The following is a 23,821-nucleotide window of genomic DNA, read 5'->3' as shown; positions in this document are numbered from 1 at the left end:
GTTAGTGTGCTCCTGCACTGCCTTCGCTCTTAATCGGCGACAGCAGCCAGCAAAATGGAATCAAAATCAGGGCGACAATACTCAGGCCTGAGAAGACATCGATATAAGCGAGAATGCGCGCCTGCGCGATCATCTCCTGATAAAGCTGACCAGTTGCCAGCGTAACGGGATCGCCAACCGCCGAAGTAAAGTCGCGTATCGCCTGCGCCCAGTGCTGCAGCGTGATGTTGAATTGTTCGTTCAGCGGCGTCATGTTGTGCACCATGTGCGCCGAGCGAACCTGCTCGCGCTCGGTAATGGCCGCGGTCGAGAGTGAAATCCCGATCGATCCGGCCACGTTGCGGAACATGGTAAACAGCGCCGAGGCATCCGCATTAAGTCGCTGCGGAATGGTGACAAACGCGATGGTGGTCAGCGGAACAAACAGGAAGCCCAGCCCGATCGACTGCGCGCTGCGCATCATTACCAGCGTGGCAAAATCGACATTCGGTGCCAGGGTGGCGGAGTAGAAAAACGCTACCGCCAGACAGCTGAAGCCAAAGGCGATGATGTAACGCGTCTGAACAATCGGCATCAGCTTCAGCACCAGCGGGATCGTCAGCACGATCAGCACCGCACCGGGCGACAGCACCAGACCTGACCAGGTGGCGGTGTAGCCCAGGTCCTGCTGCGCCAGCTGAGGCAGCACGACAGAGCTGCCATAGAGGATCATCGCCATACCCGCCATCAGCAAGCCCGCCACCCAGAAGTTGCGATCCTTCATCACCAGAATATCGACCACCGGTTTGCGGGCATACATCAGCCAGTAGACGGCCCCGACGATGCCGACCAGCGCCAGAATGGCGAACAGCACGATAAAGTGAGAGGCGAACCAGTCCTCATCTTCCCCGCGATCCAGCATCACCTGCAGGCAACCCAGCCCCAGGGTAATCAGGCTGATACCGATGTAATCGATCTTAAGTTTGCCTTTGGCCCATTTGCGCTCCCACGGTGGATCTTCCAGCAGCTGATAGATTGCCAGCACGGTCAGCACCCCGACCGGGATGTTGATAAAGAACACCCAGCGCCAGCTGTAGTTATCCGTGATCCAGCCACCCAGCGTCGGGCCAATCACCGGCGCAACGATGATGGCGATAGAGGAGAGACCAAAGGCTTTGCCGCGATCTTCCGCTTTAAAGTAGTCGAGCAGCACAGACTGCTGAACCGGCTGCAAGCCGCCGCCGAAAAAGCCCTGCAGGACGCGGAACAGAATGATCTGCCACAGTTCGGTGGCGATACCGCACAGGAACGAACAGATGGTAAACATCACGATGCAGATCAGGAAAAACTGTTTACGACCAAACAGACGGCTGAAGAATGCAGAGATAGGCAGCACGATGCCGTTCGCCACCAGATAGGAGGTCAGTACCCAGGTTGACTCATCGTAACTGGAGGAGAGTGAACCGGCGATATGCGGCAGCGCCACGTTGACGATGGTGGTGTCGAGGATCTCCATAAACACCGCCAGCGTCACCGTGATCGCCACTAACCACGGATTGCTGGCAGGTTTCCAGCTCTGCGCCGTACTCATTCCACCGTCACCTTGGGTTCAACAGAGAGACCCAGTGGCAATGGATGGTTGGGATCGAGCCCTTTATCAATCACGATTTTAACCGGCACGCGCTGCACGATTTTCACGTAGTTGCCGGTGGCGTTTTCTGACGGGAAGGTCGAAAAGCGTGAACCGGAGCCCATCTGAATGCTGTCGACATGCCCTTCCAGCTTCATATCCGGCCAGGCATCGACGCTGATTTCAACTTTATCGCCCGGATTCATGCGCTCAAGCTGAGACTCTTTAAAGTTTGCGGTGATCCAGATGTCCGGTGAGACCAGCGAGAACAGCGAAGAGCCAGCCTGCACCAGAGTACCCAGCTGAACATTACGCTTGGTGATGAAGCCATCATAGGGCGCACGAACCTGGGTATAGGAGAGATTAAGGTCAGCCGTGCTGAGCTGCGCTTTTGCCTGCTCAACCTGCTGCTGACGCGCTTCAACATTGGTTTCCTGCTGACGAATCTGCAGGGCAACCTGTGATGCGACTTCAACCTGCGCTTTAGCGCTCTGTAACTGCGCCTGCGCCGAGCGTAACTGCGCCGAGGCGCTGTCGATATTGCGCTGACTGGTGGCACGCGGGTCGACGCCGCGCTGGCGACGGTAATCGGCCTGGGCGTTCAGCAGGTTAGCTTCCGCTTTCGCCTGGTCCGCCAGCGCCTGATCGCGCTGAGCCGGATACTGAACCCGGGACAGGGCCAGCTGCGCCTGCGCCTGATGAAGCTGCGCGACAGCTAAACCGAGCTGCGCCTGCGCCTGTTCACGCTGGGCGCGGTTGTCGCTGGGGTCGATTTCCACCAGCAGATCGCCCTTCTTCACCCGCTGGTTATCGTTTACCAGCAGCTTCACCACATAACCGGACGCTTTCGGCGCAATGGTCACCGCATCGCCTTCGGTAAAGGCGTCGTCGGTGGTTTCAATATTGCGGGTCGTAAACCAGAACCAGAATCCAACGATCAGCATGATCACTACCACGACCGCCAGAATAATCAGCGGCTTTTTACCGGGGCGTTTGCGTTCTGGCTGCTGGTCGTTGTCCTTGTTTTCATCTGACTGACGGTTTTTATCCGTCGCGTTATCGGCATCCTGCTGGTGTTGATCGTGTTGGTTGTTCTCGCTCATAGTTCCCATCACTGGCTAAGGCCCTGATTCCGGGCATAAAGGTCTAGTTAACCTTATATCGGAACCTGACAAAATCCAGCGCAACTTTACGAAACTTGAGAAATGGCGCACGTCCTGCCACCTGATGAGGGTGGCAGGCGGGGTGGGACTAATTGAGCAGCCGCAGCAGCAGCCAGCCGCTGGCCATCGACCAGGCGAGCAGAGGGAGTGAAAACAGGTGGAAACGCCACCAGACGGCCCGATCTTTTGCCATACGCAGCGCAATAAGGTTAGCCAGGGAACCCGGCAGCAGGCCGAATCCACCGATGTTTACCGCCCAGGCGAGCACATCCGTGGGTGGCACCTTTTGCAGCAGCAGAATCGTTGCCGGCACATTACTGATGACCTGTGACAGCCCGATAGCCAGCAGATAGAGCTGTCCATGACCGAAGTGGGAAACCGCATCAAAGTGCGCCTGCATCACCGGCAGACGGGTCAGCAGGAAGACATCAATGAACATGGCGATAAACACCGCCAGCAGGCTCCAGTCAATGCGCAGCAGCACCGGGCGCGCCATGACCAGAAAAGTGGCGAGAATCAGCAACAGCACCCAGCCGGTGATTTCCAGCTCCAGGCCGGCGATAAACAGCAGGTAGAGCACCACGCTGACAATAAACAGCGGTTTCTGCCACTCAGGCTGTTCAGGATTGTCATGCTTATCAATCGACCGCTTTGGAAAGCTGAACCAGGTCAGGACCATCAGGCTCAGCAGCAGCCATGCCGCCAGCGGCAGCATCTGCACAATAAACGCGACAACACTGAGCTTGCCGTGACTCCATAACAGAATATTCTGCGGGTTGCCGACCGGCGTCAGCAGCGAACCGGCATTCACCGCCAGCGCTTCAAAGATGATTAGCCGCGAGATGGGCAGATGAGAGAATTTGCGCAGCGTCAGGGTCAGCGGCACCAGAATGAACAGCGCCACATCATTGGTCAGAAAGGTCGAGAGCAGCGCAGCGGCCAGCACCATAAACAGCGCCAGCGCACGTTCATGCCGGAAACGCGCAATCAGCCGTCCCCCCAGCACATCAAAATAGCCGCTGGTTTCCAGCCCTTTGGTCAGGATCAGCAAACCGGTCAGCGTGATGATGGTGTGCCAGTCTACGGCACCTGGCAGATCGCCCCAGCGGAAATTCGCCAGAAAAGCCAGAACCACACCCAATACGATTAATAAATGCAAAATAGAGTCGTGCAAAAAAGATCGAAGCAGTTGAGGCATGATGAGGGTACGCCTTAGCGTTAACGGGTTTCGGAGAACTTCTTAAACACAGCCAGAGTTTCATCACTGACGTGATGCTCAATCCCTTCTGAATCACGTCGGGCAGTTTCAGGACTGATGCCCAACGCCAGCAGAAAACTTTCAACAATATGATGACGGGCACGACTCTCTTCGGCCAGCTTCTCCCCTTCGCTGGTCAGAAAGACCCCGCGATAAGGGACCTGCTCGACCAGTCCGGCACTGCCCAGTCGTTTCAGCATTTTTGCCACGGTCGGTTGTGACACACCCAGGCGGGCTGCCATATCGACCTGACGTGCTTCGCCAAATTCACCAATTAAATCAGAGATTAGCTCAACGTAGTCATCAATTAACTCCCGACGATGCGCTTCACGCACCTGCCGAAAACCTTCGACATGCTCTTCAATATCTTTCAGTGGTCCTTTTGGCGCAGAAACCACGCTTTTAGCACGACGACTCATTCAGCTTCCTCATTATTATTTCCCGTACGGGCACTGCTGTACGGATTTAGCTGCGCTTATTGTAAACCAGCCGCAAAGAAGCTCAAATTTTTCCTCGTTAGCCTTGGCTAAAGGATATAGCCAGTGCTATATTTGTTGATAATGTAAGCAGCACACAGAGGATCCTTTGCGATCCTGGGGGATCCGGTGATGACGTATCTCACCCCAGGCTGCTGGCGACCGCGTCGACAATGATTGGGAGGTGATTTTATGAGCACCCTGAAATGTTGCTTAGATTGCAGCAAATGCTTCCAGGCTGAGAAGAGAACAACCACGGAGATGAAATCCTGGCTGTGCCTGCTGACGCGTTCCCCCTTCACGCTGCGTCTGATGTTGATTGAGAAACTGCTGGGCCACAAACCCGCCGATCGTCGCTGTCAGAAGCTCATCTGGCGCGGCTAACCTCTTTTCAGCGCCTCTCAGCCCGGGAGGCGCTCTCCCCTTCTGCTTATTTTCTTTTCTCTTATTTCGCCTGACACATCGCGCGCTCAGCGGGCATCACGCTGCCGGCTATGAGGGCACAGAGATTGTCAGCTGGGGAAGAGAAAGGCGGGCGCCTGCATGGCGGGGAGAACATCAGCACAATAAAAAACGGCCCCATAAGGGGCCGTTTTTTGGCGGGTCAGCTAAGCTAAACTTAGAAGCTGTAACCTACGCCAGCGATCCAGGTACCCACGTCCACATTGCGGATGCGGCTCTGCTCGTAGCCAACGTCCAGCGCGACGTCCTGAATTGGGTTAAACTGCAGACCAGCACCGTAAGAGAAACCTACGTCGCTTGAATCAGTTTTAGCGCGTGAAGAAGTATCGTTCTGCTGGAATTTACCGTAGCCGATACCTACAACACCGTAGATGCTCGCCCAGTCGTTCAGACGGTAAGCAGGACCACCGGTCACACCGTAGTACTGGCCTTTGTTGTAAACGCCAGCTTCAGTGCGGTCTTTTTCGGTGTAGGTGAATGAACCGATCCAACCCAGTGGGTTAGAACCGTCTTCATAGCGGTATTTCAGGTTGAAGCCGTTAGCTTTGTTAGCCACGCCCTGATAGTCGCTCTGCGCGTAACCACCAGTTACGGTGCTCTGTGCCATTGCTGAACCTGCAGATACTGCCAGTACACAGGCTAATGCTGAAAGACATGCAATTTTTTTCATAACCACCTCAAATGTGAAAATACTTCTCTCCTGACAACGCTGAAAATATAACAAAAAATAGCGAGAAACTCTGCCCGGATTTTGTTGTCTAACAGAAAGTTTGGTGTAACAGGACGTTAATGCGACATCCTATGTCATTCATTTTTCTTATAAAATCCGTCATCTTCCTGCAACAATCATTTTGTGCTGAATTCCCTCTTTAAGTTAAATCCTAAAAAATCCTGACATTTCTTTACCAAAATGGCACTGAATTCGGGCAAAAACTGCGCAACCCGTTCGCATTTAAAACGCAAATTCGTGATTTTTTAGCCGCTCTTTCCTTTACACTGGTCGACTGATTTTGTTGATGACCAGGAAAAGTGAACAGGATGTCTGCCTCTCCCGCTGCTAAAAACCTTACCCCGATTTTATTGCCGGTCGCCGTACTGCTGATTGCGATGCTATCGCTTCAGGGCGGTGCATCCCTGGCGAAGTCACTGTTTCCTGCCGTTGGGGCGACCGGGATCACCGCCCTGCGCCTGGGTTTTGGCACACTGATACTTTGCATAATTTTCAAACCCTGGCGTTTACGCTTCAGCCGCGAGCAGCGTCTTCCCCTTCTGATGTATGGCCTGGCGCTGGGCACAATGAATTTCACGTTCTATCTGGCCATCCGGACGGTGCCGCTGGGTGTGGCGGTGGGTCTGGAGTTTACCGGCCCGCTGGCGCTGGCGCTGTTTGGTTCGCGCCGGCCGCTCGATTTTGTCTGGGTGGTGCTGGCCGTGATTGGCCTGTGGTTCCTGCTGCCATTTGGCACAGGCATGACCGCCATTGACCCCGTGGGGGCCGCGCTGGCTGTCGCTGCCGGAGCCTGCTGGGCGATCTATATCCTGGCCGGACAACGGGCAGGCGCGGAGCATGGCCCTGCTACCGTGGCAATCGGTTCGCTGATCGCCTCGGTTATTTTTGTGCCACTGGGACTGACCTTTGCCGAGAGTGGCATCTGGAACTGGGCGGTCATGCCCATCGCGCTGCTGGTCGCCCTGCTCTCCAGCGCCATCCCCTACTCGCTGGAGATGGTCGCACTGACCCGCTTACCGGCGCGCATCTTCGGCACCTTGATGAGTCTCGAGCCGGCGATGGCTGCCTTTTCAGGGATGCTCTTTCTGGGGGAAACGCTGAGTGCACTCCAGTGGCTGGCGCTGCTGGCTATCATCATCGCGTCGGCAGGATCAACACTGAAGATGCGGCCGAAAAAGAGCCAGCTGAACAACGTGGAATTATCCGGCGACACTCAGAAATAAGCGCGTCTTGCCCGCTGTTATGGCGGGCTAAATAACAATCATGCTCAACATGAGAATTATTCTTAACCGATTCATTCCTCTGCACTTTCTATTTTGAAACAGTCACTTACCGGTTATTTACAAAATAATTTAACTTACTGATTCATAATAAAATTTTCTTTATTTTATATTTTAACATAGTAGTAACCTTCCTGAACCCGCGCGGCACCGGACAAAGAGAGACACTATTTCATCCATTGATAAAGTCGTTTCTGCAAAGTTAAAAAGCGCTGCTATACTTATCCGGTACTTGATTAGGACAACCATCAAAGAGAGGACTGAAACGATGAGTACCGCTAAATTGGTTAAAACTAAATCTTCTGATCTGATTTACACCCGCAATGACGTGGCCGAAGACGAAAAGAAAGCCACCATCGAGGTGCTGAATCGTCTGGTCGTCGAGTTTATTGACCTGTCATTGATCACTAAGCAGGCGCACTGGAACATGCGCGGTGCTAACTTTATCGGTGTACATGAGATGCTGGATGGTTTCCGCACCGCGATTACCGATCATCAGGATACGATTGCTGAACGTGTTGTGCAGCTGGGCGGCGTGGCACTGGGCACCGCACAGGTCGTGAACGACAAAACCCCGCTGAAAAGCTATCCGCTGAACATCCATAGCGTGCAGGACCATCTGAAGGCACTGGCCGATCGTTATGCCATCGTTGCTAACGATACCCGTAAAGCGATTACCGAAGTGAAAGATGAAGATACTGCTGACATCTTCACTGCGGCCTCTCGCGACCTGGACAAGTTCCTGTGGTTCATCGAAGCCAACATTGAATAAGACTTAATGCAGTGACTGTGCAGTCAATCAGGCGGGGAAACCCGCCTTTTTTACGTCTGTATAACCCCGTTTTATGACCCTGTTAACAGTTCTTCTCTTCTTCGCTTCAAAGCTTCAACAACTGAGGCACACTACCGCTTGCACCAAAATCGCCACCTGCACCACAATAGAGCACCAAAACGGTGCAAATACAGAATAACCTGCAAAATCGCTTCAGCTGTGATATTTAACTCACTGATTTCGCGTATCTTGCAGAGTTGGCATAATTTTTTCATATGACAAGCCGAAAACGCAGGTCCTGCCGCCTGAGTGTAAAAAGGAAAAAATGATGAAGTCACTGTTAAAAGTTTCTGTGGCCGCGCTGGCGCTGGCCTTCTCCCTATCCTCCACCGCAGCAGAAAAGAAGCTGGTTGTCGCGACCGATACCGCCTTTGTTCCGTTTGAATTCAAACAGGGTGACAAATATGTCGGCTTTGATGTGGATCTGTGGGATGCGATTGCCAAAGAACTGAAGCTCGATTACACCCTGAAGCCGATGGATTTCAGCGGCATTATCCCTGCCCTGCAGACACGTAATGTCGATCTGGCGCTGGCGGGTATCACCATTACTGAAGAGCGTAAGAAGGCGATTGAGTTTTCTGACGGCTACTACAAAAGCGGTCTGCAGGTGATGGTGCGTAACAATGAAAACAACATCAAAGGCATCAGCGATCTGAATGGCAAAGTGGTCGCCGTCAAAAGCGGCACCGGCTCTGTAGAGTATGCGAAAGCCAACATCAAATCGAAAGATCTGCGTCAGTTCCCGAACATCGACAGCGCCTACATGGAGCTGGGCACCAACCGTGCTGACGCCGTGCTGCATGACACGCCAAACATCCTTTACTTCATTCACACCGCCGGTAAAGGCCGCTTTAAAGCGGTGGGCGATTCAATCGAAGCGCAGCAGTATGGTATTGCCTTCCCGAAAGGCAGCGACGATTTACGCGAGAAAGTCAACGGCGCGCTGAAAACCCTGAAAGAGAACGGCACCTACAATCAGCTTTATAAAAAATGGTTCGGCACTGAACCAAAATAATAATTTGTCCGTGAATTAATTTGAGCAGGGAAACTTTTCCCTGCTTTTTTCCATCGCAACATATCTGGAGTGACACCATGGAGTTTGACTGGAGCGTCATCTGGCCCGCCATGCCAGCGCTGCTCGAAGGCGCTAAACTGACCTTAATTATCTCAATCATCGGCCTGTGTGGCGGTCTGCTTATCGGTCTGGTGGCCGGTTTTGCCCGTGCTTACGGCGGCTGGATCACCAATAACATCGCGCTGGTGTTTATCGAAATCATCCGCGGTACGCCTATCGTGGTGCAGGTGATGTTCATCTACTTTGCCCTGCCAATGGCGTTTCCCGACCTGCGAATCGATCCCTTCAGTGCGGCGGTCGTAACCATCATGATTAACTCCGGCGCTTACATTGCCGAGATCACCCGTGGTGCCGTGCTGTCAATCAACAAAGGCTTCCGCGAAGCGGGTCTGGCACTGGGACTGTCGGGCCGTGAAACGCTGCGCTACGTGATTATGCCGCTGGCGCTGCGCCGTATGCTGCCGCCGCTGGGTAACCAGTGGATTGTCAGCATTAAAGATACGTCGCTGTTTATTGTTATCGGTGTGGCTGAACTGACGCGTCAGGGTCAGGAGATTATTGCCGGTAACTTCCGCGCTCTGGAAATCTGGAGTGCCGTCGCGATCATCTATCTGGTGATTACGCTGGTGCTGAGCTTTGTGCTGCGCCGCATTGAGAAAAGGGTGAAAATCCTGTGATTGAATTTAAAGATGTCTCCAAGCATTTTGGTCAGACCCAGGTGCTGCACAACATTGATCTGAAAATTAACCAGGGCGAAGTGGTGGTCATTATCGGTCCTTCCGGTTCCGGTAAATCAACCCTGCTGCGCTGCATTAACAAGCTGGAAGAGATCACCAGCGGCGAGCTGATTGTGGATGGTCTGCGCGTCAACGATCCGAAAGTCGATGACCGCCTGATTCGTCAGGAAGCGGGCATGGTGTTTCAGCAGTTTCATCTGTTCCCGCAGATGAGCGCGCTGGACAACGTGGCGTTCGGTCCGATCCGGGTGCGCGGTGCCAGCAAAGAGTCGGCACGCCAGCTGGCGCGCGAGCTGCTGGGCAAAGTGGGCCTCGCCGAGCGTGCGCATCACTTCCCGTCTGAGCTTTCCGGCGGTCAGCAGCAGCGCGTCGCGATTGCCCGTGCGCTGGCGGTGAAGCCGAAGATGATGCTGTTTGATGAGCCGACCTCCGCGCTTGACCCGGAGCTGCGTCACGAAGTGCTGAAGGTGATGCAGGACCTGGCGGAAGAAGGCATGACGATGGTGATTGTGACCCACGAAGTCGGCTTCGCTCAGAAGGTGGCCTCGCGTCTGATCTTTATCGACAAAGGCCGGATTGCGGAAGATGGCGATCCCGACAGCCTGATCAGCAATCCCCCGAGTGAGCGTCTGCGCGAATTTCTGCAGCACGTCTCCTGATCAAAACGGGCCGCTTAGCGGCCCGTTTTTATTGTTGGCAAAGTCTGCCCTGCCCAGCTGTGAGACCAACCCTGCGAAGGGAACACGGGCAGATCGGAAAGTCGCTTAAACCATCCCTGGTCGCTCGGCCCGCGCCGTCCATGGCGCGGGACGCTTTCCTCCTCTGCCCATGTTCCCTGCGCTATTAGCTAATGTGTTGCTGCAAGAGCAACCCCGATTGGGTTTGTCAGCAGTCTGAAACGGCCGCATCGCAGCACGTCCTTTTTTCTCAGCAGATAGATTCCTGCTACCTGCGTAATGAGATGCCTCAGTTCCCCAGGCGACTCAGCAGCTTGCTGCGCTGGGCAGCAGGCATAAAACTCCACGCCAGGAAGCGGCTCTGCTTCTGACCCTGCGCCATGTTGACCACCCGCACCTCAGCAACGTCGAGCGCCTGCAGCTGTTTTTCCAGCGCGGGCAGATTCTCTTTGCGCGATACCAGTGAGGTAAACCAGCCAATCTGACGACCAAAGGCCACGCTCTCGGCGATCATCCTGCCGATAAAGGCTTTTTCACCGCCGGGATACCACAGCTCATTATGCTGACCGCCAAAGTTGAGCGGCGCCGCTTTATCGAGTCCGAGATTGCGTGATTTACGTTGCGACCCCGCCGCGGCCTCCTCCGCCGAGGCGTGGAAAGGCGGGTTGCACATGACAGCACTGAAAAATTCGTTTTTGCTGATCACGCCCGCCAGCACCGCGTCGCTGTTTTTCTGACGACGCAGACGGATCTGGCGCGTCAGGCGCGGATTCGCGGCCAGAATGCGGTTGGCTGCTTTGAGTGCAACCTCGTTGATTTCGGTGCCGGTAAAGCGCCAGCCATATTCCGCCGCGCCAATCAGGGGATAGATGCAGTTTGCACCGCAGCCCACATCCAGGACGTCAGCGGCGGGGATTACGCCGTTGTTATCCAGCGCCAGCAAATCCGCAAGGTAGTGCAGATAGTCGGCTCGTCCCGGCACCGGCGGACAGAGTGAGCCGGGGGCCAGCTGCCAGTCGATATCATAAAACAGTTTGATCAGCGCCTGATTCAGCAGCATCACCGCCTCGGGGTCCGCAAAATCCACCGACTGCACGCCATACCCGTTGGGCCGGACTTTGGCCGCCAGTGGCGGATGCGCGGCGGTTAACGCGGCAAAATCGTACTCGCCCTGATGGCGATTGCGGGCGTGGAAAGGCGAGGTGCTGGCTGACTTTTTCATACGTTCTCTCAGTTATTCAGGCGCGCGTACAATACGCTGTAGGCGAGTGAAAATAAACCCGCACCATCCGCTTACCACTTTCCGATTCGACAGGCCATGCTGTCGCGCTAAGATTAATCATTATTCCCCGTTGGAGAGGTTATGAGCCAGAAACGCTATTCTTATCAACCCCGTGCCGGTCATGGTCTGCCGCACGATCCGCTGAATGCCATTATCGGCCCGCGCCCGATCGGCTGGATTAGCTCAGTCAGCGCCAGCGGCCAGCGCAATCTGGCACCCTACAGCTTCTTTAACTGCTTCAGCTATCATCCGCCGATTATCGGTTTTGCCAGCAGCGGCTGGAAAGACAGCGTCCGCAATATTGCTGAGACCAGAGAGTTTGTCTGGAACCTGGCGACCCGCCCGCTGGCGGAAGCGATGAATGAAAGCTCAGCGTCGCTGCCTGCCGATCAGGATGAGTTCACCTTCGCCGGTTTAACGCCGCAGGCCGGTTCCCAGGTCAGCGCCAGTCTGGTGGCGGAGAGCCCGGTCAACTTTGAGTGTCGCTTAACACAGCTGATACAGCTGCAGGATGCCGATGGCAACCCGCTCGACAGCTGGCTGGTCATGGGCGAAGCGGTGGCGATCCACATCAGTGAAACGCTGCTGGAAGAGGGCATATATCAGACGGCCAAAGCGGAGCCGATTCTGCGCGCCGGGGGACCCAGCGCCTATTACGGCATCAGTGAAGCCCAGCGCTTCGACCTGGTCCGTCCGGACGCCCGCCGGTCGTAACCCGCCTATCCCTCAAGCGCATCGCACCGGTGCGCTCTGATCTGTTCTGCCGCGCGGGCGATATCAGGCGCCAGCCAGCGATCCTGCTGCCAGCACGCCACCACCTGCCGTAACTGCTGCCACGCACGCCGCGTTCCTGCGGCCAGCTGTGATTCACCGTGAAACTCCAGCGCCTGCGCCGCCAGCAGATACTCAATCGCGAGGATGTGCCCGACATTGCTGACCAGCTTCAGCAGCTTCAGTGCCGCACCGGTGCCGAGGCTCAGATGATCCTCCTGTAATCCCGACGTAACAAAGTTGTCGAGCACCGCCGGCTGAGCGAGCTGGCGGTTCTCCGCGCAGAGCGACGCCGCCACATATTGCGCAATCATCATGCCGGAGTTGACGCCCGGCTCGGCCACCAGAAACGGCGGCAGACCGCTGACCAGCGGATTCACCAGCCGATCAAGCCGTCGCTCCGCGATGCTGCCCAGCTCCGCCAGCGCAATTGCCAGCAGGTCGCAGGCCATCGCCACCGACTCGCCGTGCGGGTTCGACTGCGACACGACGCGCCAGGCGTCGGGGGTGCCCAGAATCAGCGGATTGTCGGTAGAGGCGTTAAGTTCGGTCTCCACCTGACGAACCGCATGGGTAAACTGGTCGCGGCAGGCACCGTGAACCTGCGGCATCGATCGCAGGCTCATCGCATCCTGTGTCCGGATACCGACGCTCGCTTTCAGCAGCGGGCTGTCACTTAACAACTGGCGCAGACGTTCGCCGCTGCGCTGAATCCCCGGACTGGCTTTCAGCGCCAGCACCTCAGGATCAAATGCCACCAGCTGGCCACGCAGCGCTTCAAAGCTCATCGCGCCCGTGACATCCGCCCAGTCCAGCAGACGCGCCGCATCATCCAGCGCCAGGCAGGCTAAGCCGGTCATGCACGGCGTGCCGTTTACCAGACTCAGCCCCTCTTTCGCGCCAGGCCGGTAGGGCGTCAGCCCTGCCTCCGCCAGCGCCTGCTCTGCCGGGACGACGCTGCCCTGCCACTCCACCTCACCGATGCCGATCAGCGTCAGCCCGATATGCGCCATGTGGGTCAGATAACCGACCGACCCCTGTGACGGCACCTGCGGGGTAATCCCCCGGTTGAGCAGCGCCAGCAGCTGCTGCACCAGCGCTACCGAGACGCCTGATTTACCGTGGCTGTAGTTGGCGATCGCCGCACACAGGATGGCGCGCACCTCGGCTCTGGCCAGTTTCGGGCCGACACCACAGGCGTGGCTCAGCAGGGTATTACGCGACAGCTGGCTCAGTTCATCCTCAGAGAGGGTGATGTTGCACAGCGCACCCAGCCCGGTATTGATGCCATAAGCCACCTGCCCCGTCGCCACGATGGTGCCGACGATCTCGCGGCTCTGCGCAATCCGCTGCCAGGCACTGTCGCTGAGGGTCAGAGGGGCATCGTGCCGGGCGACCTGCACCAGCGACGGCCAGGTCAGCGGGACATCGCCCCACACCTGGGGAGGATTCAGCGTACTGCTCATAACACCGGCTCCACCTGATGATGACGGGAGATGAACTGCCTGAAGCGCGCCGAGCCGCCGTCGCCAAACATCGCTTCCGGCGTGCCCTGACAATCAATCGTGCCCTGATGCATAAATACCACCCGGTTAGAGACGTGGCGGGCAAAGCCCATCTCATGCGTCACCACCAGCATGGTGCGCCCCTCCTCCGCCAGGCTGCGCATCACCTTCAGCACCTCACCGACCAGTTCGGGGTCGAGTGCCGAGGTCGGCTCGTCAAACAGCATCACCTCCGGGTCCATCGCCAGCGCGCGGGCAATCGCCACGCGCTGCTGCTGACCGCCGGAAAGCTGAGCGGGATAGAAATCTTTGCGGTTCAGTAAGCCGACCCGGTCCAGCAGCTGTTCCGCCTGGGCGATGCAGGCTTTTTTGTCGCGCTTCAGCACATAGTGCGGCCCTTCAATCACATTCTGCAGCACCGTCAGATGCGACCAGAGGTTAAAACTCTGGAACACCATGCCAAGCCGGGAACGCAGCCGTTCAATCTGGCGGGGATTAGCGGCCAGCTGATGCCCGCGGGCATGGCGCTTCATCTCAATGGTCTCACCACCGACGCTGACCACGCCCGAATCGGGCGTCTCCAGCAGATTAATGCAGCGCAGCAGCGTACTTTTGCCCGAGCCGCTGGCTCCGAGAATCGAGATGACATCGCCTTTGTGCGCCTGCAGTGAGATGCCCTTCAGCACCTCCATGGCACCAAAAGATTTGTGGATATCGCTGGCCGACAGCGTGACGGGTGACAAATCAGACATATTACTCTCCTCCGGGGATCGGCTTAGCGGACGGTAACGGCTTTTTTTCCGGTTTGTGCACCGGCGTCAGACGCCGCTCCAGCAGGGCATAGAGTTGCACAATGATGAAATTAAGGATCAGGTAGATCGCCGCCGCACAGAGAAAGACCTCCATGGTGCGGTAGGTGCGCTGGATGATCTGCTGCGCCACCCCGGTGACATCCCACACCGTCACCAGACTGGCGAGCGCGGTCGATTTCACCAGCAGAATCGCTTCGGTAGAGTAGGCAGGCAGCGCGTAACGCAGCATGACCGGCGCGATAATGCGCCGCAGCAGCAGCCCGCGTGACATCCCACACGCCAGCCCCGCCTCGACCTGGCCTGGCGGCACCGCCAGCAGCGCCCCGCGCAGGATCTCTGCGGTGTAGGCGGCGGTGCAGAGCGAGAGCGCGAGCACCGCACAGGTGAACGGCTCACGCAGAAATGGCCAGAGGAGGCTGTGACGGATCACGCCAAACTGTCCCAGACCGTAGTAGATCAGGAACAGCTGGATCATCAGCGGCGAACCGCGAAACACCAGAATGTAGCCGCGGGCAAAGCCGCTAAGCAGCCGCCAGCGGCTCATGCGCAGCGCCAGAATCCCTGTCGCCAGCACGCCACCGCACAGAAAGGCGCTGATAAACAGACCGAGCGTCACCGGCAGCGCGGCGCTGAGTTTCAGGAAGGTGTCTGTGAGAAACGCAAAATCGATCATCAATCCCCCTAATGCTGTGCAGCGGTGCGGCTTTGCCAGGCGCGCCCCAGACGGGATTCAGCGCGCAGGAAGGCACGGTTGGACAGCAGCGTCAGCAGCAGATAGCAGCCTCCGCCCACCAGATAAAAGGCGAAGTAGTCACGGGTCGAACCGGCGGCAATCTGGCTCGCCCGCATCAGCTCGACAATGCCGGTGACCGACACCAGCGCCGAATCTTTCAGGCTCATCTGCCAGACGTTTGATAAACCCGGCAGCGCATAGCGCGCCACCTGCGGCAGCAGGATGCGTTGCCGGATGCGCCAGCGGGGCATGCCAATCGCGACCGCCGCTTCGATCTCCCCTTTCGCCAGCGCCAGCCGTGCGGCGCGATAGACTTCCGCCTGATAAGAGCCGGAGATAAGCCCGATGGCCAGCGCCCCGATCAGAAACGGCGGCGCTTCGATAAATCCGTCGGCACCAAACAGCTGGCCGATCTGCGTGATCAGCCCCGATCCCCCGAAGTAGAACAGGTAGATCACCAGCAGCTCAGGAATGCCGCGAAAGATCACCGAGTATCCCTCCCCCAGCCAGCGAACCGGCCGGTGGGGAGATAACTTCGCGGCGGCAACGCCCGACCCGACCACCGCCCCCACCACCAGCGCGGCAAACGACAGCAGCAGCGTGGTCAGCGCGGCACTCAGAATCAGCCGTCCCCAGCCGTCCGGGCCAAAACTCAGCAGGCTTATCATCAGTTACCTCACTCAGGGTGTGACATCCGTTTTGAACCACTTCTCGCTCAGCTTTTTCACTGTGCCATCGGCCAGTGCGGCTTTGATCGCCTCATCCAGCCGGGCTTTCAGATCGTTATCCGCCATGCGCACGCCCAGCGCCTCTCCCTCACCCCAGATCGGGCCACCCAGCTGCGGGCCGCTGAAGCTGAGATTGCGGTTTTCGGGCCGCGCCAGCATCGACTGCGCGAAGGTCACGTCGTCAAACACCGCATCAATCCGCCCCGCCTGCAGGTCGAGGATGGCGTCGGCCGAGCTGGTGTATTCACGGACATCCGCCACCTCTTTGAAATATTTGTCGATAAAGGGGGTGTAAACCGTGCCGGAGGCGATACCGATCGTTTTACCTTTCAGCGCCGCTTTCAGACCTGCAATGGCCGGCTCCACGCTTTTTGCGTCGTCGGTCAGCTTGATAATCTGGCTGTCAGCGGGCAGCAGGCTCCCTTTCAGGGTGATGAAGGTGGCAGGCGTCGAGGCGTAAGGCAGGGTGAAGCTGACCACTTTCTTTCGTTCCGGGGTAATCACAATCGCATCCATGATCACGTCATATTTTCCGGCATTAAGCCCGGCGATCATGCCATCCCAGTTCTGCACCACCAGCCTGCACTGAATCGCCATACGCTGGCAGAGATTCGCCATCAGTTCCGGTTCAAAGCCGCCGAGCTTGCCGCCTGGCAGCGTCAGGTTCCAGGGTTCATAACTGCCTTCGGTGGCAATGGTGATCGACTTCCACTCTTTCGCCTGGGCGCTGACGCCACAGAGCAGCAGAGAGGAAACCAGGGTCGTGAGACATAAACGACGAAGAGTCAGAGGGTGCGTCATACGGTTCTCCTGAAAGTAGCGGCCTGGTGATCGCCCTGACGAGATTTAACATAAATTTCACAGGATGATATGTCATGTATATACAAGCTAACGCGGCGCAGTTCATTCCCGGCTTTACTGTTTTGTGAGCCAGACAGAATTTATGATGTGATAGATGCGCTGCTGTACTTGTACATACAACCAAGCAAAGGTTATGCCAGCTCTGCAAAAGGGAAAAAGGCGGCCGGGAGCGCCGTGCAGTCAGGCGGCCTGCACCCGCCTGCACCGGTTCAGCGCAGCGATGCACCGGGGTGGCGCATCGCCGTGGTGGGATTATCGGGTTTTGCCCTCCGCCAGCATGGCGTGGATCAGTGCTTTCAGCGTTTTTTGCAACTGCGCGGCGCGCGCCTGCTGCCAGGCGTAAGGCGGGGTTTCATCCATGTAGTTCAGCTGCGCCAGCTCCAGCTGGACAGCCTGAGTCTGCTGCTGCGGCTGACCATAGGCGCGGGTAATGTAACCGCCTTTAAAACGTCCGTTGAGCACCCAGCTGTAGTCGTGCTGCGCGGCGCAAACAGCCTCCAGCGCCGCGCTCATCGCCGGGCTGCAGCTGGCGCCGTCATTGGTGCCAAGGTTGATATCGGGCAGACGGCCTTCGAACAGGCGGGGAATTTCACTGGCGATGGAGTGTGCATCAAACAGCAGCGCATAGCCGTGCTCTGCTTTAAGCCGCGCCAGCTCCTGCTGGATCTGCTGGTGGTAAGGCTGCCAGATCTGGTCGATGTAGCCCTGACGCTGAGCCGCATCGGGCGTTTTGCCTGGCAGGAAAGTCGGGGTGCCGTCGAACAGGGTTTCCGGGAACAGACCGGTGGTGGCGGTGGTGTAAAGTGGCTGATTATCGGGCGGACGATTCAGATCGACCACGAACCGCGAGTAACGCCCGATTAACACACTGGCTCCGAGGTCGCGCACGAAATCATAGAGCAGCGGGATGTGCCAGTCGGTGTCCGGTAAACCACGCGCGGCGTCGCTCAGTCCGGCGTCCACCTCGGGCGTCAGTTCAGTGCCGGCATGGGGAATACTGACCAGCAGCGGCAGGCTGCCCCGGGTAAATATGAAGGGATTCATTGGGGTTCTCCACGATAGATAACGGTACAGGGCAGCTCACCGCCCAGCCAGTAAACCAGTTCCGCCGGACGGGCCAGCGGCCAGTGAACGAAGTTCGCCACTTTTCCCGCCTCCAGCGAGCCGTGGCTGTCCGCCAGGCCCAGCGCTTTTGCGCCCCACAGGGTCACGCCCGCCAGCGCCTCTTCCGGGGTCATGCCGAACAGGGTGCAGCCCATGTTGAGCATCAGACGCAGCGACAGCGCCGGTGAGGTGCCGGGATTAGCATCGCTGGCCAGCGCCATCGGCACCCCGTGCTGCCGGAAGAGATCCACCGGGGGACGCCGGGTTTCCCGCAGCAGATAGAAAGCGCCCGGCAGCAGCACCGCCACAGTGCCGTGTGCCGCCATCGCTTTCGCATCCTCCTCGGTGGCGTATTCAAGGTGGTCGGCAGAAAGGGCACCGTAACGGGCCGCCAGGGCCGCTCCCCCCAGCGACGAGAGCTGCTCCGCGTGCAGCTTCACCGGCAGACCCAGCGCCACCGCCCGATCAAACACCCGCGCGACCTGCTGCGGTGAAAAGGCAAGATGTTCACAGAAGGCGTCTACCGCATCCGCCAGTCCCAGCGCCTGCACCTGCGGCAGCAGCCGTTCGCAGATGAGTTCGACCCAGCCCTCCGGGTCATGCTTAAACTCCGGCGGAAAGGCGTGGGCGGCCAGGCAGGTGGCACGGACATCGGCGGCCACGCTCTGCCCCAGCTGGCGAATCGCGCGCAGCATCCGCAGTTCGCTCTCCTCATCCAGCCCGTAGCCGGACTTGATCTCCACCGTGGTGACCCCCTCTGCCAGCAGGCGGTCGAGCCGCCAGCGCGCCGACGCCACCAGCGCCTCCTCCGTGGCGGCGCGGGTCGCCCGTACCGTCGAGAGGATGCCGCCGCCCTGTGCGGCAATGTCGGCATAGCTGACGCCATTCAGGCGCTGTTCAAATTCCTGACTGCGGTCACCGCCAAACACCAGATGGGTATGGCAGTCCACCAGTCCCGGCGTCACGATACCGCCCGGCAGATGATGATGCCGCGCGGCGACGAAGGCGGGCATCTCAGCCGCCGGGCCGACCCACACCAGCTTACCCGCCCGCACCGCCATCGCCCCCTCAGGTATCAGGTGGTACTTTCCGTCCCGCATGGTGACCAGATCCGCCCCGGTCCAGACCGTCTCTACCTGCATCTCTTCCGCCATCGCTGCCTCGTGCCTCCACCGTTTACACTGTGTCTTAAAGTATGTATATGTATATACAACTACATCCGACGAGGATCAACCATGGCGACTTTTTTTGCCCCGCGCGCACTGCTGGCGGAGGGCTGGCAGCAGCAGGTACGTATCACGGTCAATCAGGCCGGTTTTATCGACGCTCTTACCCCGGAGAGCCACGCCGACCAGGCGGTGCTGCTCAACGGCGAGGTGATCCCGGCGATCGCTAATCTGCATTCGCACGCCTTTCAGCGCGCCATGGCCGGTCTGGCGGAAGTGGCGGGCGATCCGCAGGACAGCTTCTGGACGTGGCGTGACCGGATGTACCGCATGGTGCAGCGCCTGACGCCGCAGCAGGCGGGCGACATCGCCGCCCTGCTCTACATTGAGATGCTGAAAGGGGGTTACACCCAGGTCGCGGAGTTTCACTATCTGCATCACGATCCCAGCGGCGCGCCCTATGCAGATGACGCCATGCTGCAGCAGCTGATCGACGCCGCCGAACTGGCCGGTATCGGCCAGACGCTGCTGCCGGTGCTCTACAGCTACAGCGGCTTTGGCAGCCAGCCTCCGGCTGCCGGGCAGAAACGCTTTATTCAGCAGACCGATCGTTATCTGCAACAGCAGGCGCGACTGGATGCGTGGCAGCAGCAGCGGCCCCTGCTGAACCGCGGCCTCTGTTTTCATTCGCTGCGGGCCGTCAGTGAAAGTCAGATGGAGACGGTGCTGGCGGAGAGCGATCCGACGCTGCCGGTGCATATCCATGTGGCGGAGCAGCAGAAAGAGGTGAATGACTCGCTGGCGTGGAGCGGCGAACGCCCGGTGAGCTGGCTATTGAACCGTTTTGCCGTGGATGCACGCTGGTGCCTGATCCACGCAACTCATCTGGATGAGAGCGAGCTGACGCGCCTCGCCCGCAGCGGTGCGGTGGCCGGTCTCTGCCCCACCACCGAAGCGAATCTCGGTGACGGCATTTTTCCGGCGGTGGAGTATATCGCGCAGGGAGGACGCTGGGGCATCGGCTCCGACAGCCATGTCTCGCTCAGCGCCCAGGAAGAGCTGCGCTGGCTGGAGTATGCGCAGCGACTGCGCGATCAGCGCCGCAACCGCATTACCCTGCCCGGCCAGCCGTCGGTCGGCGATCTGCTGTGGCAGCAGGCGGCGGCGGGCGGTGCGCAGGCGTGCGGCATTCAGCAGGGAACGCTGGCGGTGGGGCAGCGCGCCGACTGGCTGGTGCTGCGCGATGAGGCGTGGCTCGGCAGCGTGGAATCTCAGGCGCTGCTGAACCGCTGGCTGTTTGCCGGTCAGCGCGATCAGATTCGGGATGTCTACGTGGCAGGTAAGGCGGTGATCGTCGATGGCGAGCATCCTCATCAGGCGGCGTGTGCCAGACGCTTCCGTCAGGCCATGGCGGCACTGCAATGATCGCCCGCTTCTCTTACGCTGACCTAGCGGTCAGCCGCTGGCGTAATGGCGGAGGCGAAACCCGCGAAATTGTCAGCTTTCCGCCCGGTGCGGAATCCTTTGGCTGGCGCGCCAGCATTGCCACCCTGGCGCAGGATGGCCCCTTTTCAGCCTTTCCGGGCATCGATCGGATCATCACCCTGCTGCACGGCGACCCGGTCCTGCTTACCGCGCCGGGCACAGCGCATCGGTTAATGCCGCAGCAGCCCTGGTCATTTGCCGGCGAACTGGCCCTGACCGCGCAGTTGCAGGGCAGCATCAGTGAAGACTTTAACATTATGACGCGGCGGGAGCAGTGGCAGGCCACGGTTGAGGTGGTCACCGCCCCCGTCAGCAGCCTGCATGGGGTTGCCTGGGTGCTGGCAGGCGCGTGGCGGAGCGACGACGGGAAACAGCTGACCGCCCGACAGGGCGCATGGTGGGTCGATGAGGCGTGCAGCTTCACGCCCGACAGCCGGGACGCCCGGCTGCTGTTTACCCGGCTTAGCCGTGTCCCCTGAAGCGGCCCAGCAGTTTGTAACGTGAGCCGGGATAGAGCAGCCGCGCGTAGGTCACGATTTTGTTGTCGCTCCAGGTCTGACGACGGATCAGCAGGCAGGGTTCGTGCTCATCCAGCGACAGATGTTTGCGCTGACGCACATCGGGCAGCACTGCCTCGACAATGTGCTCGCCCGCCGTCAGCGGCGCAACCCGCATCAGATAGGTATACGGGGTCATCTGCTGATAATCCTGCGCCAGATAATCGGGGGCGACCAGCGGATTGACCAGCCTGTCCTCCAGCTGTACCGGCAGATCGTTTTCGTAGTGCACAATCAGCGAATGATAGAGCGTCTGCCCGGTGGTCAATCCCAGCACCGCCGCCTGTTCGGGATCGGCTTTGTTCTGGCCGATGGCGAGAATTTTACAGCTGTGCTGATGACCGCGCTGGGCGATCTCGTCGGCGATGTTATGCACCTCCAGCATGGCGGTGTAGCCTTTCATCTCGGCTACGAAAGTGCCGACGCCCTGCATCCGGACCAGAAAGCCTTCGCTGGTCAGTTCACGCAGCGCCCGGTTGATGGTCATGCGGCTGACGCCCAGCTCATTAACCAGTTCACTTTCTGACGGCACACGCTGATTCGCTTTCCACATTCCTTCGCGGATCTGGCTGATGATCGCCTGCTTCACCCGCTGATAAATCGGGGCGGGCTCATCGCTCATCGCCGCCGCCAGTTGTGCCAGTGCCGTATGCTCGACCATTTGCTGTTCCTTTTCCTGATAGTGCCTTCAGTTTACTGTCTCACCGCGTGAATGTATATACATCCAGTCCGGCGCGCTGTGCCCCGCTGGTGCAGCGCTCGCCTCCTGATGGTGCAGCCTCCGCCTTCGTTTCCTCACCCACCCGCAGCAGGCGGGCATTCCATTTTTGTGATCGGCCTGGCACGCCCCTTGCTACTTGTATAGACAAGAATAGACACTTATGTTTCACTCGCTTTATCCCGCTGGTTCAGGGCAGGAAAAACCGCTCAGCCGTGCCAGCACACTTGTATAGACAGGAGTAGACTATGTCAGGTTCGTCTCAGGCATTGCGCCTGGTGCCAGGCGAGGTAGACCTCGCCACCTTACGCGCCATCTATCAGGGTCACGTAACGCTGAGCCTCGATGACAGCGCGCGTCAGGCGATTGCAAAGGCGCAGCAGACCGTGGAGGCGATTGTCGCCTCCGGCAACGTGGTGTATGGCATTAACACCGGCTTTGGCAAGCTGGCGCAGACGCAGATTCCGGCCAGCCGACTGGCCGATCTGCAACGCAATCTGGTGCTGTCTCACAGCGTCGGGCTGGGGGATCTGCTGCCCGACAATGTCACCCGTCTGGTGGTCGCCACCAAAATCGTCAGCCTGGCCCGCGGCCACTCCGGCGTGCGGATCGAACTGGTGGAGGCGCTGCTGGCGCTGTTCAATGCCGGTGTCATGCCCTGCATTCCGGAAAAAGGATCGGTCGGGGCTTCTGGCGATCTCGCGCCGCTGGCGCACATGTCGCTGATGCTGCTGGGCGAAGGCCAGGTGCGGGTCGATGGCGCGCTGATTCCGGCAACAGAGGGACTGGCAAGCGTGGGCCTGTCGCCCTTTGTGCTCGGGCCGAAAGAGGGGCTGGCGCTGCTCAACGGCACCCAGGTTTCGACCGCGCTGGCGCTGCGCGGCCTGTTTGAAGGGGAGAATCTGTTTGCCGCCGGTCTGATGGCCGGTGCGCTGTCGCTGGAGGCGATTAAAGGCTCTCTGAAACCGTTCGACGCCCGTATTCATCAGGCGCGTGGCCAGCAGGGCCAGATTGCGGTCGCGGCCGCCGTCAGCAGCCTGATCGAAGGGAGTGAAATTTTGCAGTCCCACACCCACTGTGGCCGCGTGCAGGACCCCTACTCCATCCGCTGCGTGCCGCAGGTGATGGGTGCCTGCCTGGACAATATCCGCCACGCGGCGCGGATTCTGGAAATCGAAGCGAACGCCGCTTCGGACAATCCGCTGGTGTTCAGTGACAGCGGTGAGGTGATCTCCGGCGGCAACTTCCATGCCGAGCCGGTGGCCTTTGCCGCTGACATCCTGGCGCTGGCGATTGCCGAAGCAGGCGCCATCTCTGAACGGCGGCTGGCGCTGCTGCTGGACAGCGGCTTATCCGGCCTGCCGCCCTTCCTGGTGCGTGACGGCGGCGTGAACTCCGGCTTTATGATCGCCCAGGTCACCGCCGCTGCGCTGGCCTCTGAGAACAAGTCGCTGGCCCATCCGGGCAGCGTCGACAGCCTTCCCACCTCTGCAAACCAGGAAGATCACGTCTCCATGGCGACCTACGCTGCGCGTCGTCTCGGCAGCATGTGCTTTAACAGCGCCGCCGTGGTGGGCATCGAGGCGATGGCTGCCGCGCAGGGTATTGAGTTTAACCGGCCGCTGAAAAGTTCTGCGCTGATTGAGCAGGCGTTAGATGAGATCCGTCAGCAGGTGGCCTTCCTGGAGGAAGATCGCCTGCTGGCACCCGATATCGACGCCATGCGTCAGTGGGCAAGTCGCGCTGACTGGCCTCAGGCATTGACCGCGCTGCTGCCGAGCATGCGCTCCACTTCTTGAA

At 58.7% G+C, this 23,821-nt stretch carries 24 protein-coding genes; 10 read left to right on the top strand and 14 right to left on the bottom strand.

The genetic code is table 11. The annotated features are described in order from the left end of the window. Nucleotide 1 precedes the first annotated feature (1 nt). The 4 genes from AC6I7A_RS05940 to mntR form a co-directional block, all read right to left on the bottom strand. Nucleotides 2-1,570, bottom strand: coding sequence for a DHA2 family efflux MFS transporter permease subunit (locus tag AC6I7A_RS05940; RefSeq protein WP_058957704.1), 1,569 nt, complete (start codon nucleotides 1,568-1,570; stop codon nucleotides 2-4). Further along, entirely contained in the window at nucleotides 1,567-2,712 is a 1,146-nt protein-coding gene (locus AC6I7A_RS05935) for an HlyD family secretion protein (protein ID WP_009091215.1), read from the bottom strand. The genes AC6I7A_RS05940 and AC6I7A_RS05935 overlap by 4 nt, the downstream gene beginning before the upstream one ends. Before the next feature lie 148 nt (nucleotides 2,713-2,860). After that, nucleotides 2,861-3,970: an SLC13 family permease gene (locus AC6I7A_RS05930; protein WP_058957705.1), complete on the bottom strand. Its 1,110-nt coding sequence runs from the start codon at nucleotides 3,968-3,970 to the stop codon at nucleotides 2,861-2,863. A gap of 20 nt (nucleotides 3,971-3,990) precedes the next feature. Beyond that, the gene (mntR, locus tag AC6I7A_RS05925; RefSeq protein ID WP_003850512.1) at nucleotides 3,991-4,449 is read right to left on the bottom strand and encodes a manganese-binding transcriptional regulator MntR; all 459 of its coding nucleotides are present in this window, start codon (nucleotides 4,447-4,449) and stop codon (nucleotides 3,991-3,993) included. Nucleotides 4,450-4,698: 249 nt separating this feature from the next. On the opposite strand from mntR, the gene AC6I7A_RS05920 reads away from it, so the two are divergent. Beyond that, nucleotides 4,699-4,890, top strand: a complete 192-nt coding sequence (locus tag AC6I7A_RS05920; protein ID WP_033736362.1) for a hypothetical protein — start codon at nucleotides 4,699-4,701, stop codon at nucleotides 4,888-4,890. Between the two features lie 235 nt (nucleotides 4,891-5,125). Here AC6I7A_RS05920 and ompX read toward each other — a convergent pair whose 3' ends face one another. Then, nucleotides 5,126-5,638 (bottom strand): outer membrane protein OmpX, encoded by a 513-nt coding sequence (gene ompX, locus AC6I7A_RS05915; RefSeq protein WP_009091221.1) that lies wholly within the window; start codon nucleotides 5,636-5,638, stop codon nucleotides 5,126-5,128. Between the two features lie 368 nt (nucleotides 5,639-6,006). Between ompX and rhtA the strand changes: the two genes are divergently transcribed. The 5 genes from rhtA to glnQ all read left to right on the top strand — a co-directional run bounded on the left by rhtA (nucleotide 6,007) and on the right by glnQ (nucleotide 10,281). After that, the gene (gene rhtA, locus AC6I7A_RS05910; protein WP_058957706.1) at nucleotides 6,007-6,921 is read left to right on the top strand and encodes a threonine/homoserine exporter RhtA; all 915 of its coding nucleotides are present in this window, start codon (nucleotides 6,007-6,009) and stop codon (nucleotides 6,919-6,921) included. 325 nt (nucleotides 6,922-7,246) lie between these two features. After that, nucleotides 7,247-7,750: a DNA starvation/stationary phase protection protein Dps gene (dps, locus tag AC6I7A_RS05905; RefSeq protein WP_009091225.1), complete on the top strand. Its 504-nt coding sequence runs from the start codon at nucleotides 7,247-7,249 to the stop codon at nucleotides 7,748-7,750. 328 nt (nucleotides 7,751-8,078) lie between these two features. After that, nucleotides 8,079-8,825, top strand: a complete 747-nt coding sequence (glnH, locus tag AC6I7A_RS05900) for a glutamine ABC transporter substrate-binding protein GlnH (protein ID WP_009091226.1) — start codon at nucleotides 8,079-8,081, stop codon at nucleotides 8,823-8,825. A 77-nt stretch (nucleotides 8,826-8,902) separates the two neighbouring features. Further along, nucleotides 8,903-9,562, top strand: a complete 660-nt coding sequence (gene glnP, locus AC6I7A_RS05895) for a glutamine ABC transporter permease GlnP (RefSeq protein ID WP_009091229.1) — start codon at nucleotides 8,903-8,905, stop codon at nucleotides 9,560-9,562. Next, nucleotides 9,559-10,281 (top strand): glutamine ABC transporter ATP-binding protein GlnQ, encoded by a 723-nt coding sequence (gene glnQ / locus AC6I7A_RS05890; protein ID WP_009091231.1) that lies wholly within the window; start codon nucleotides 9,559-9,561, stop codon nucleotides 10,279-10,281. Before glnP ends, glnQ begins: the two co-directional genes overlap by 4 nt. Before the next feature lie 307 nt (nucleotides 10,282-10,588). Here glnQ and rlmF read toward each other — a convergent pair whose 3' ends face one another. Beyond that, nucleotides 10,589-11,521: a 23S rRNA (adenine(1618)-N(6))-methyltransferase RlmF gene (gene rlmF / locus AC6I7A_RS05885; protein WP_058957707.1), complete on the bottom strand. Its 933-nt coding sequence runs from the start codon at nucleotides 11,519-11,521 to the stop codon at nucleotides 10,589-10,591. Between the two features lie 141 nt (nucleotides 11,522-11,662). On the opposite strand from rlmF, the gene AC6I7A_RS05880 reads away from it, so the two are divergent. Beyond that, complete coding sequence (locus AC6I7A_RS05880; protein ID WP_009091235.1) at nucleotides 11,663-12,295, top strand: flavin reductase family protein; 633 nt, start codon at nucleotides 11,663-11,665, stop codon at nucleotides 12,293-12,295. 5 nt (nucleotides 12,296-12,300) lie between these two features. On the opposite strand, the gene hutH (AC6I7A_RS05875) is transcribed toward AC6I7A_RS05880, so the two are convergent. The 7 genes from hutH (AC6I7A_RS05875) to hutI all read right to left on the bottom strand — a co-directional run bounded on the left by hutH (AC6I7A_RS05875) (nucleotide 12,301) and on the right by hutI (nucleotide 19,249). After that, nucleotides 12,301-13,818 carry a histidine ammonia-lyase gene (gene hutH, locus AC6I7A_RS05875; protein ID WP_009091237.1) on the bottom strand — a complete coding sequence of 506 codons (1,518 nt, stop codon included), beginning with the start codon at nucleotides 13,816-13,818 and terminating at the stop codon, nucleotides 12,301-12,303. Beyond that, complete coding sequence (locus tag AC6I7A_RS05870; RefSeq protein ID WP_009091239.1) at nucleotides 13,815-14,609, bottom strand: ABC transporter ATP-binding protein; 795 nt, start codon at nucleotides 14,607-14,609, stop codon at nucleotides 13,815-13,817. Before AC6I7A_RS05870 ends, hutH (AC6I7A_RS05875) begins: the two co-directional genes overlap by 4 nt. Nucleotide 14,610: 1 nt before the next feature. Next, on the bottom strand, nucleotides 14,611-15,342 hold the full coding sequence (locus AC6I7A_RS05865; RefSeq protein WP_046101491.1) for an ABC transporter permease: 732 nt from the start codon (nucleotides 15,340-15,342) through the stop codon (nucleotides 14,611-14,613). A gap of 8 nt (nucleotides 15,343-15,350) precedes the next feature. After that, nucleotides 15,351-16,070, bottom strand: coding sequence for an ABC transporter permease (locus AC6I7A_RS05860; RefSeq protein ID WP_046101490.1), 720 nt, complete (start codon nucleotides 16,068-16,070; stop codon nucleotides 15,351-15,353). Nucleotides 16,071-16,082: 12 nt separating this feature from the next. Further along, nucleotides 16,083-16,931 carry a transporter substrate-binding domain-containing protein gene (locus AC6I7A_RS05855; protein ID WP_058957708.1) on the bottom strand — a complete coding sequence of 283 codons (849 nt, stop codon included), beginning with the start codon at nucleotides 16,929-16,931 and terminating at the stop codon, nucleotides 16,083-16,085. A 312-nt stretch (nucleotides 16,932-17,243) separates the two neighbouring features. Then, on the bottom strand, nucleotides 17,244-18,035 hold the full coding sequence (gene hutG, locus AC6I7A_RS05850; RefSeq protein ID WP_058957709.1) for an N-formylglutamate deformylase: 792 nt from the start codon (nucleotides 18,033-18,035) through the stop codon (nucleotides 17,244-17,246). Continuing rightward, nucleotides 18,032-19,249, bottom strand: a complete 1,218-nt coding sequence (hutI, locus tag AC6I7A_RS05845) for an imidazolonepropionase (RefSeq protein ID WP_058957710.1) — start codon at nucleotides 19,247-19,249, stop codon at nucleotides 18,032-18,034. The genes hutG and hutI overlap by 4 nt, the downstream gene beginning before the upstream one ends. Nucleotides 19,250-19,330: 81 nt before the next feature. Here hutI and AC6I7A_RS05840 point away from each other — a divergent pair, with 81 nt between their 5' ends. Both AC6I7A_RS05840 and AC6I7A_RS05835 read left to right on the top strand, forming a co-directional pair. Further along, nucleotides 19,331-20,686: a formimidoylglutamate deiminase gene (locus AC6I7A_RS05840; protein ID WP_058957711.1), complete on the top strand. Its 1,356-nt coding sequence runs from the start codon at nucleotides 19,331-19,333 to the stop codon at nucleotides 20,684-20,686. Continuing rightward, nucleotides 20,683-21,225: a HutD/Ves family protein gene (locus tag AC6I7A_RS05835; protein WP_058957712.1), complete on the top strand. Its 543-nt coding sequence runs from the start codon at nucleotides 20,683-20,685 to the stop codon at nucleotides 21,223-21,225. Before AC6I7A_RS05840 ends, AC6I7A_RS05835 begins: the two co-directional genes overlap by 4 nt. Here AC6I7A_RS05835 and hutC read toward each other — a convergent pair. Then, the gene (gene hutC, locus AC6I7A_RS05830) at nucleotides 21,209-21,964 is read right to left on the bottom strand and encodes a histidine utilization transcriptional repressor HutC (RefSeq protein ID WP_009091253.1); all 756 of its coding nucleotides are present in this window, start codon (nucleotides 21,962-21,964) and stop codon (nucleotides 21,209-21,211) included. The two genes, AC6I7A_RS05835 and hutC, sit on opposite strands and share 17 nt — an antisense overlap. A 305-nt stretch (nucleotides 21,965-22,269) precedes the next feature. Between hutC and hutH (AC6I7A_RS05825) the strand changes: the two genes are divergently transcribed. Beyond that, complete coding sequence (hutH, locus tag AC6I7A_RS05825) at nucleotides 22,270-23,820, top strand: histidine ammonia-lyase (RefSeq protein WP_058957713.1); 1,551 nt, start codon at nucleotides 22,270-22,272, stop codon at nucleotides 23,818-23,820. The last annotated feature ends 1 nt before the right edge of the window (nucleotide 23,821 follow it).

The organism is Type-F symbiont of Plautia stali (assembly GCF_059731105.1).
This window is presented reverse-complemented; position numbering and strand designations above follow the sequence as displayed.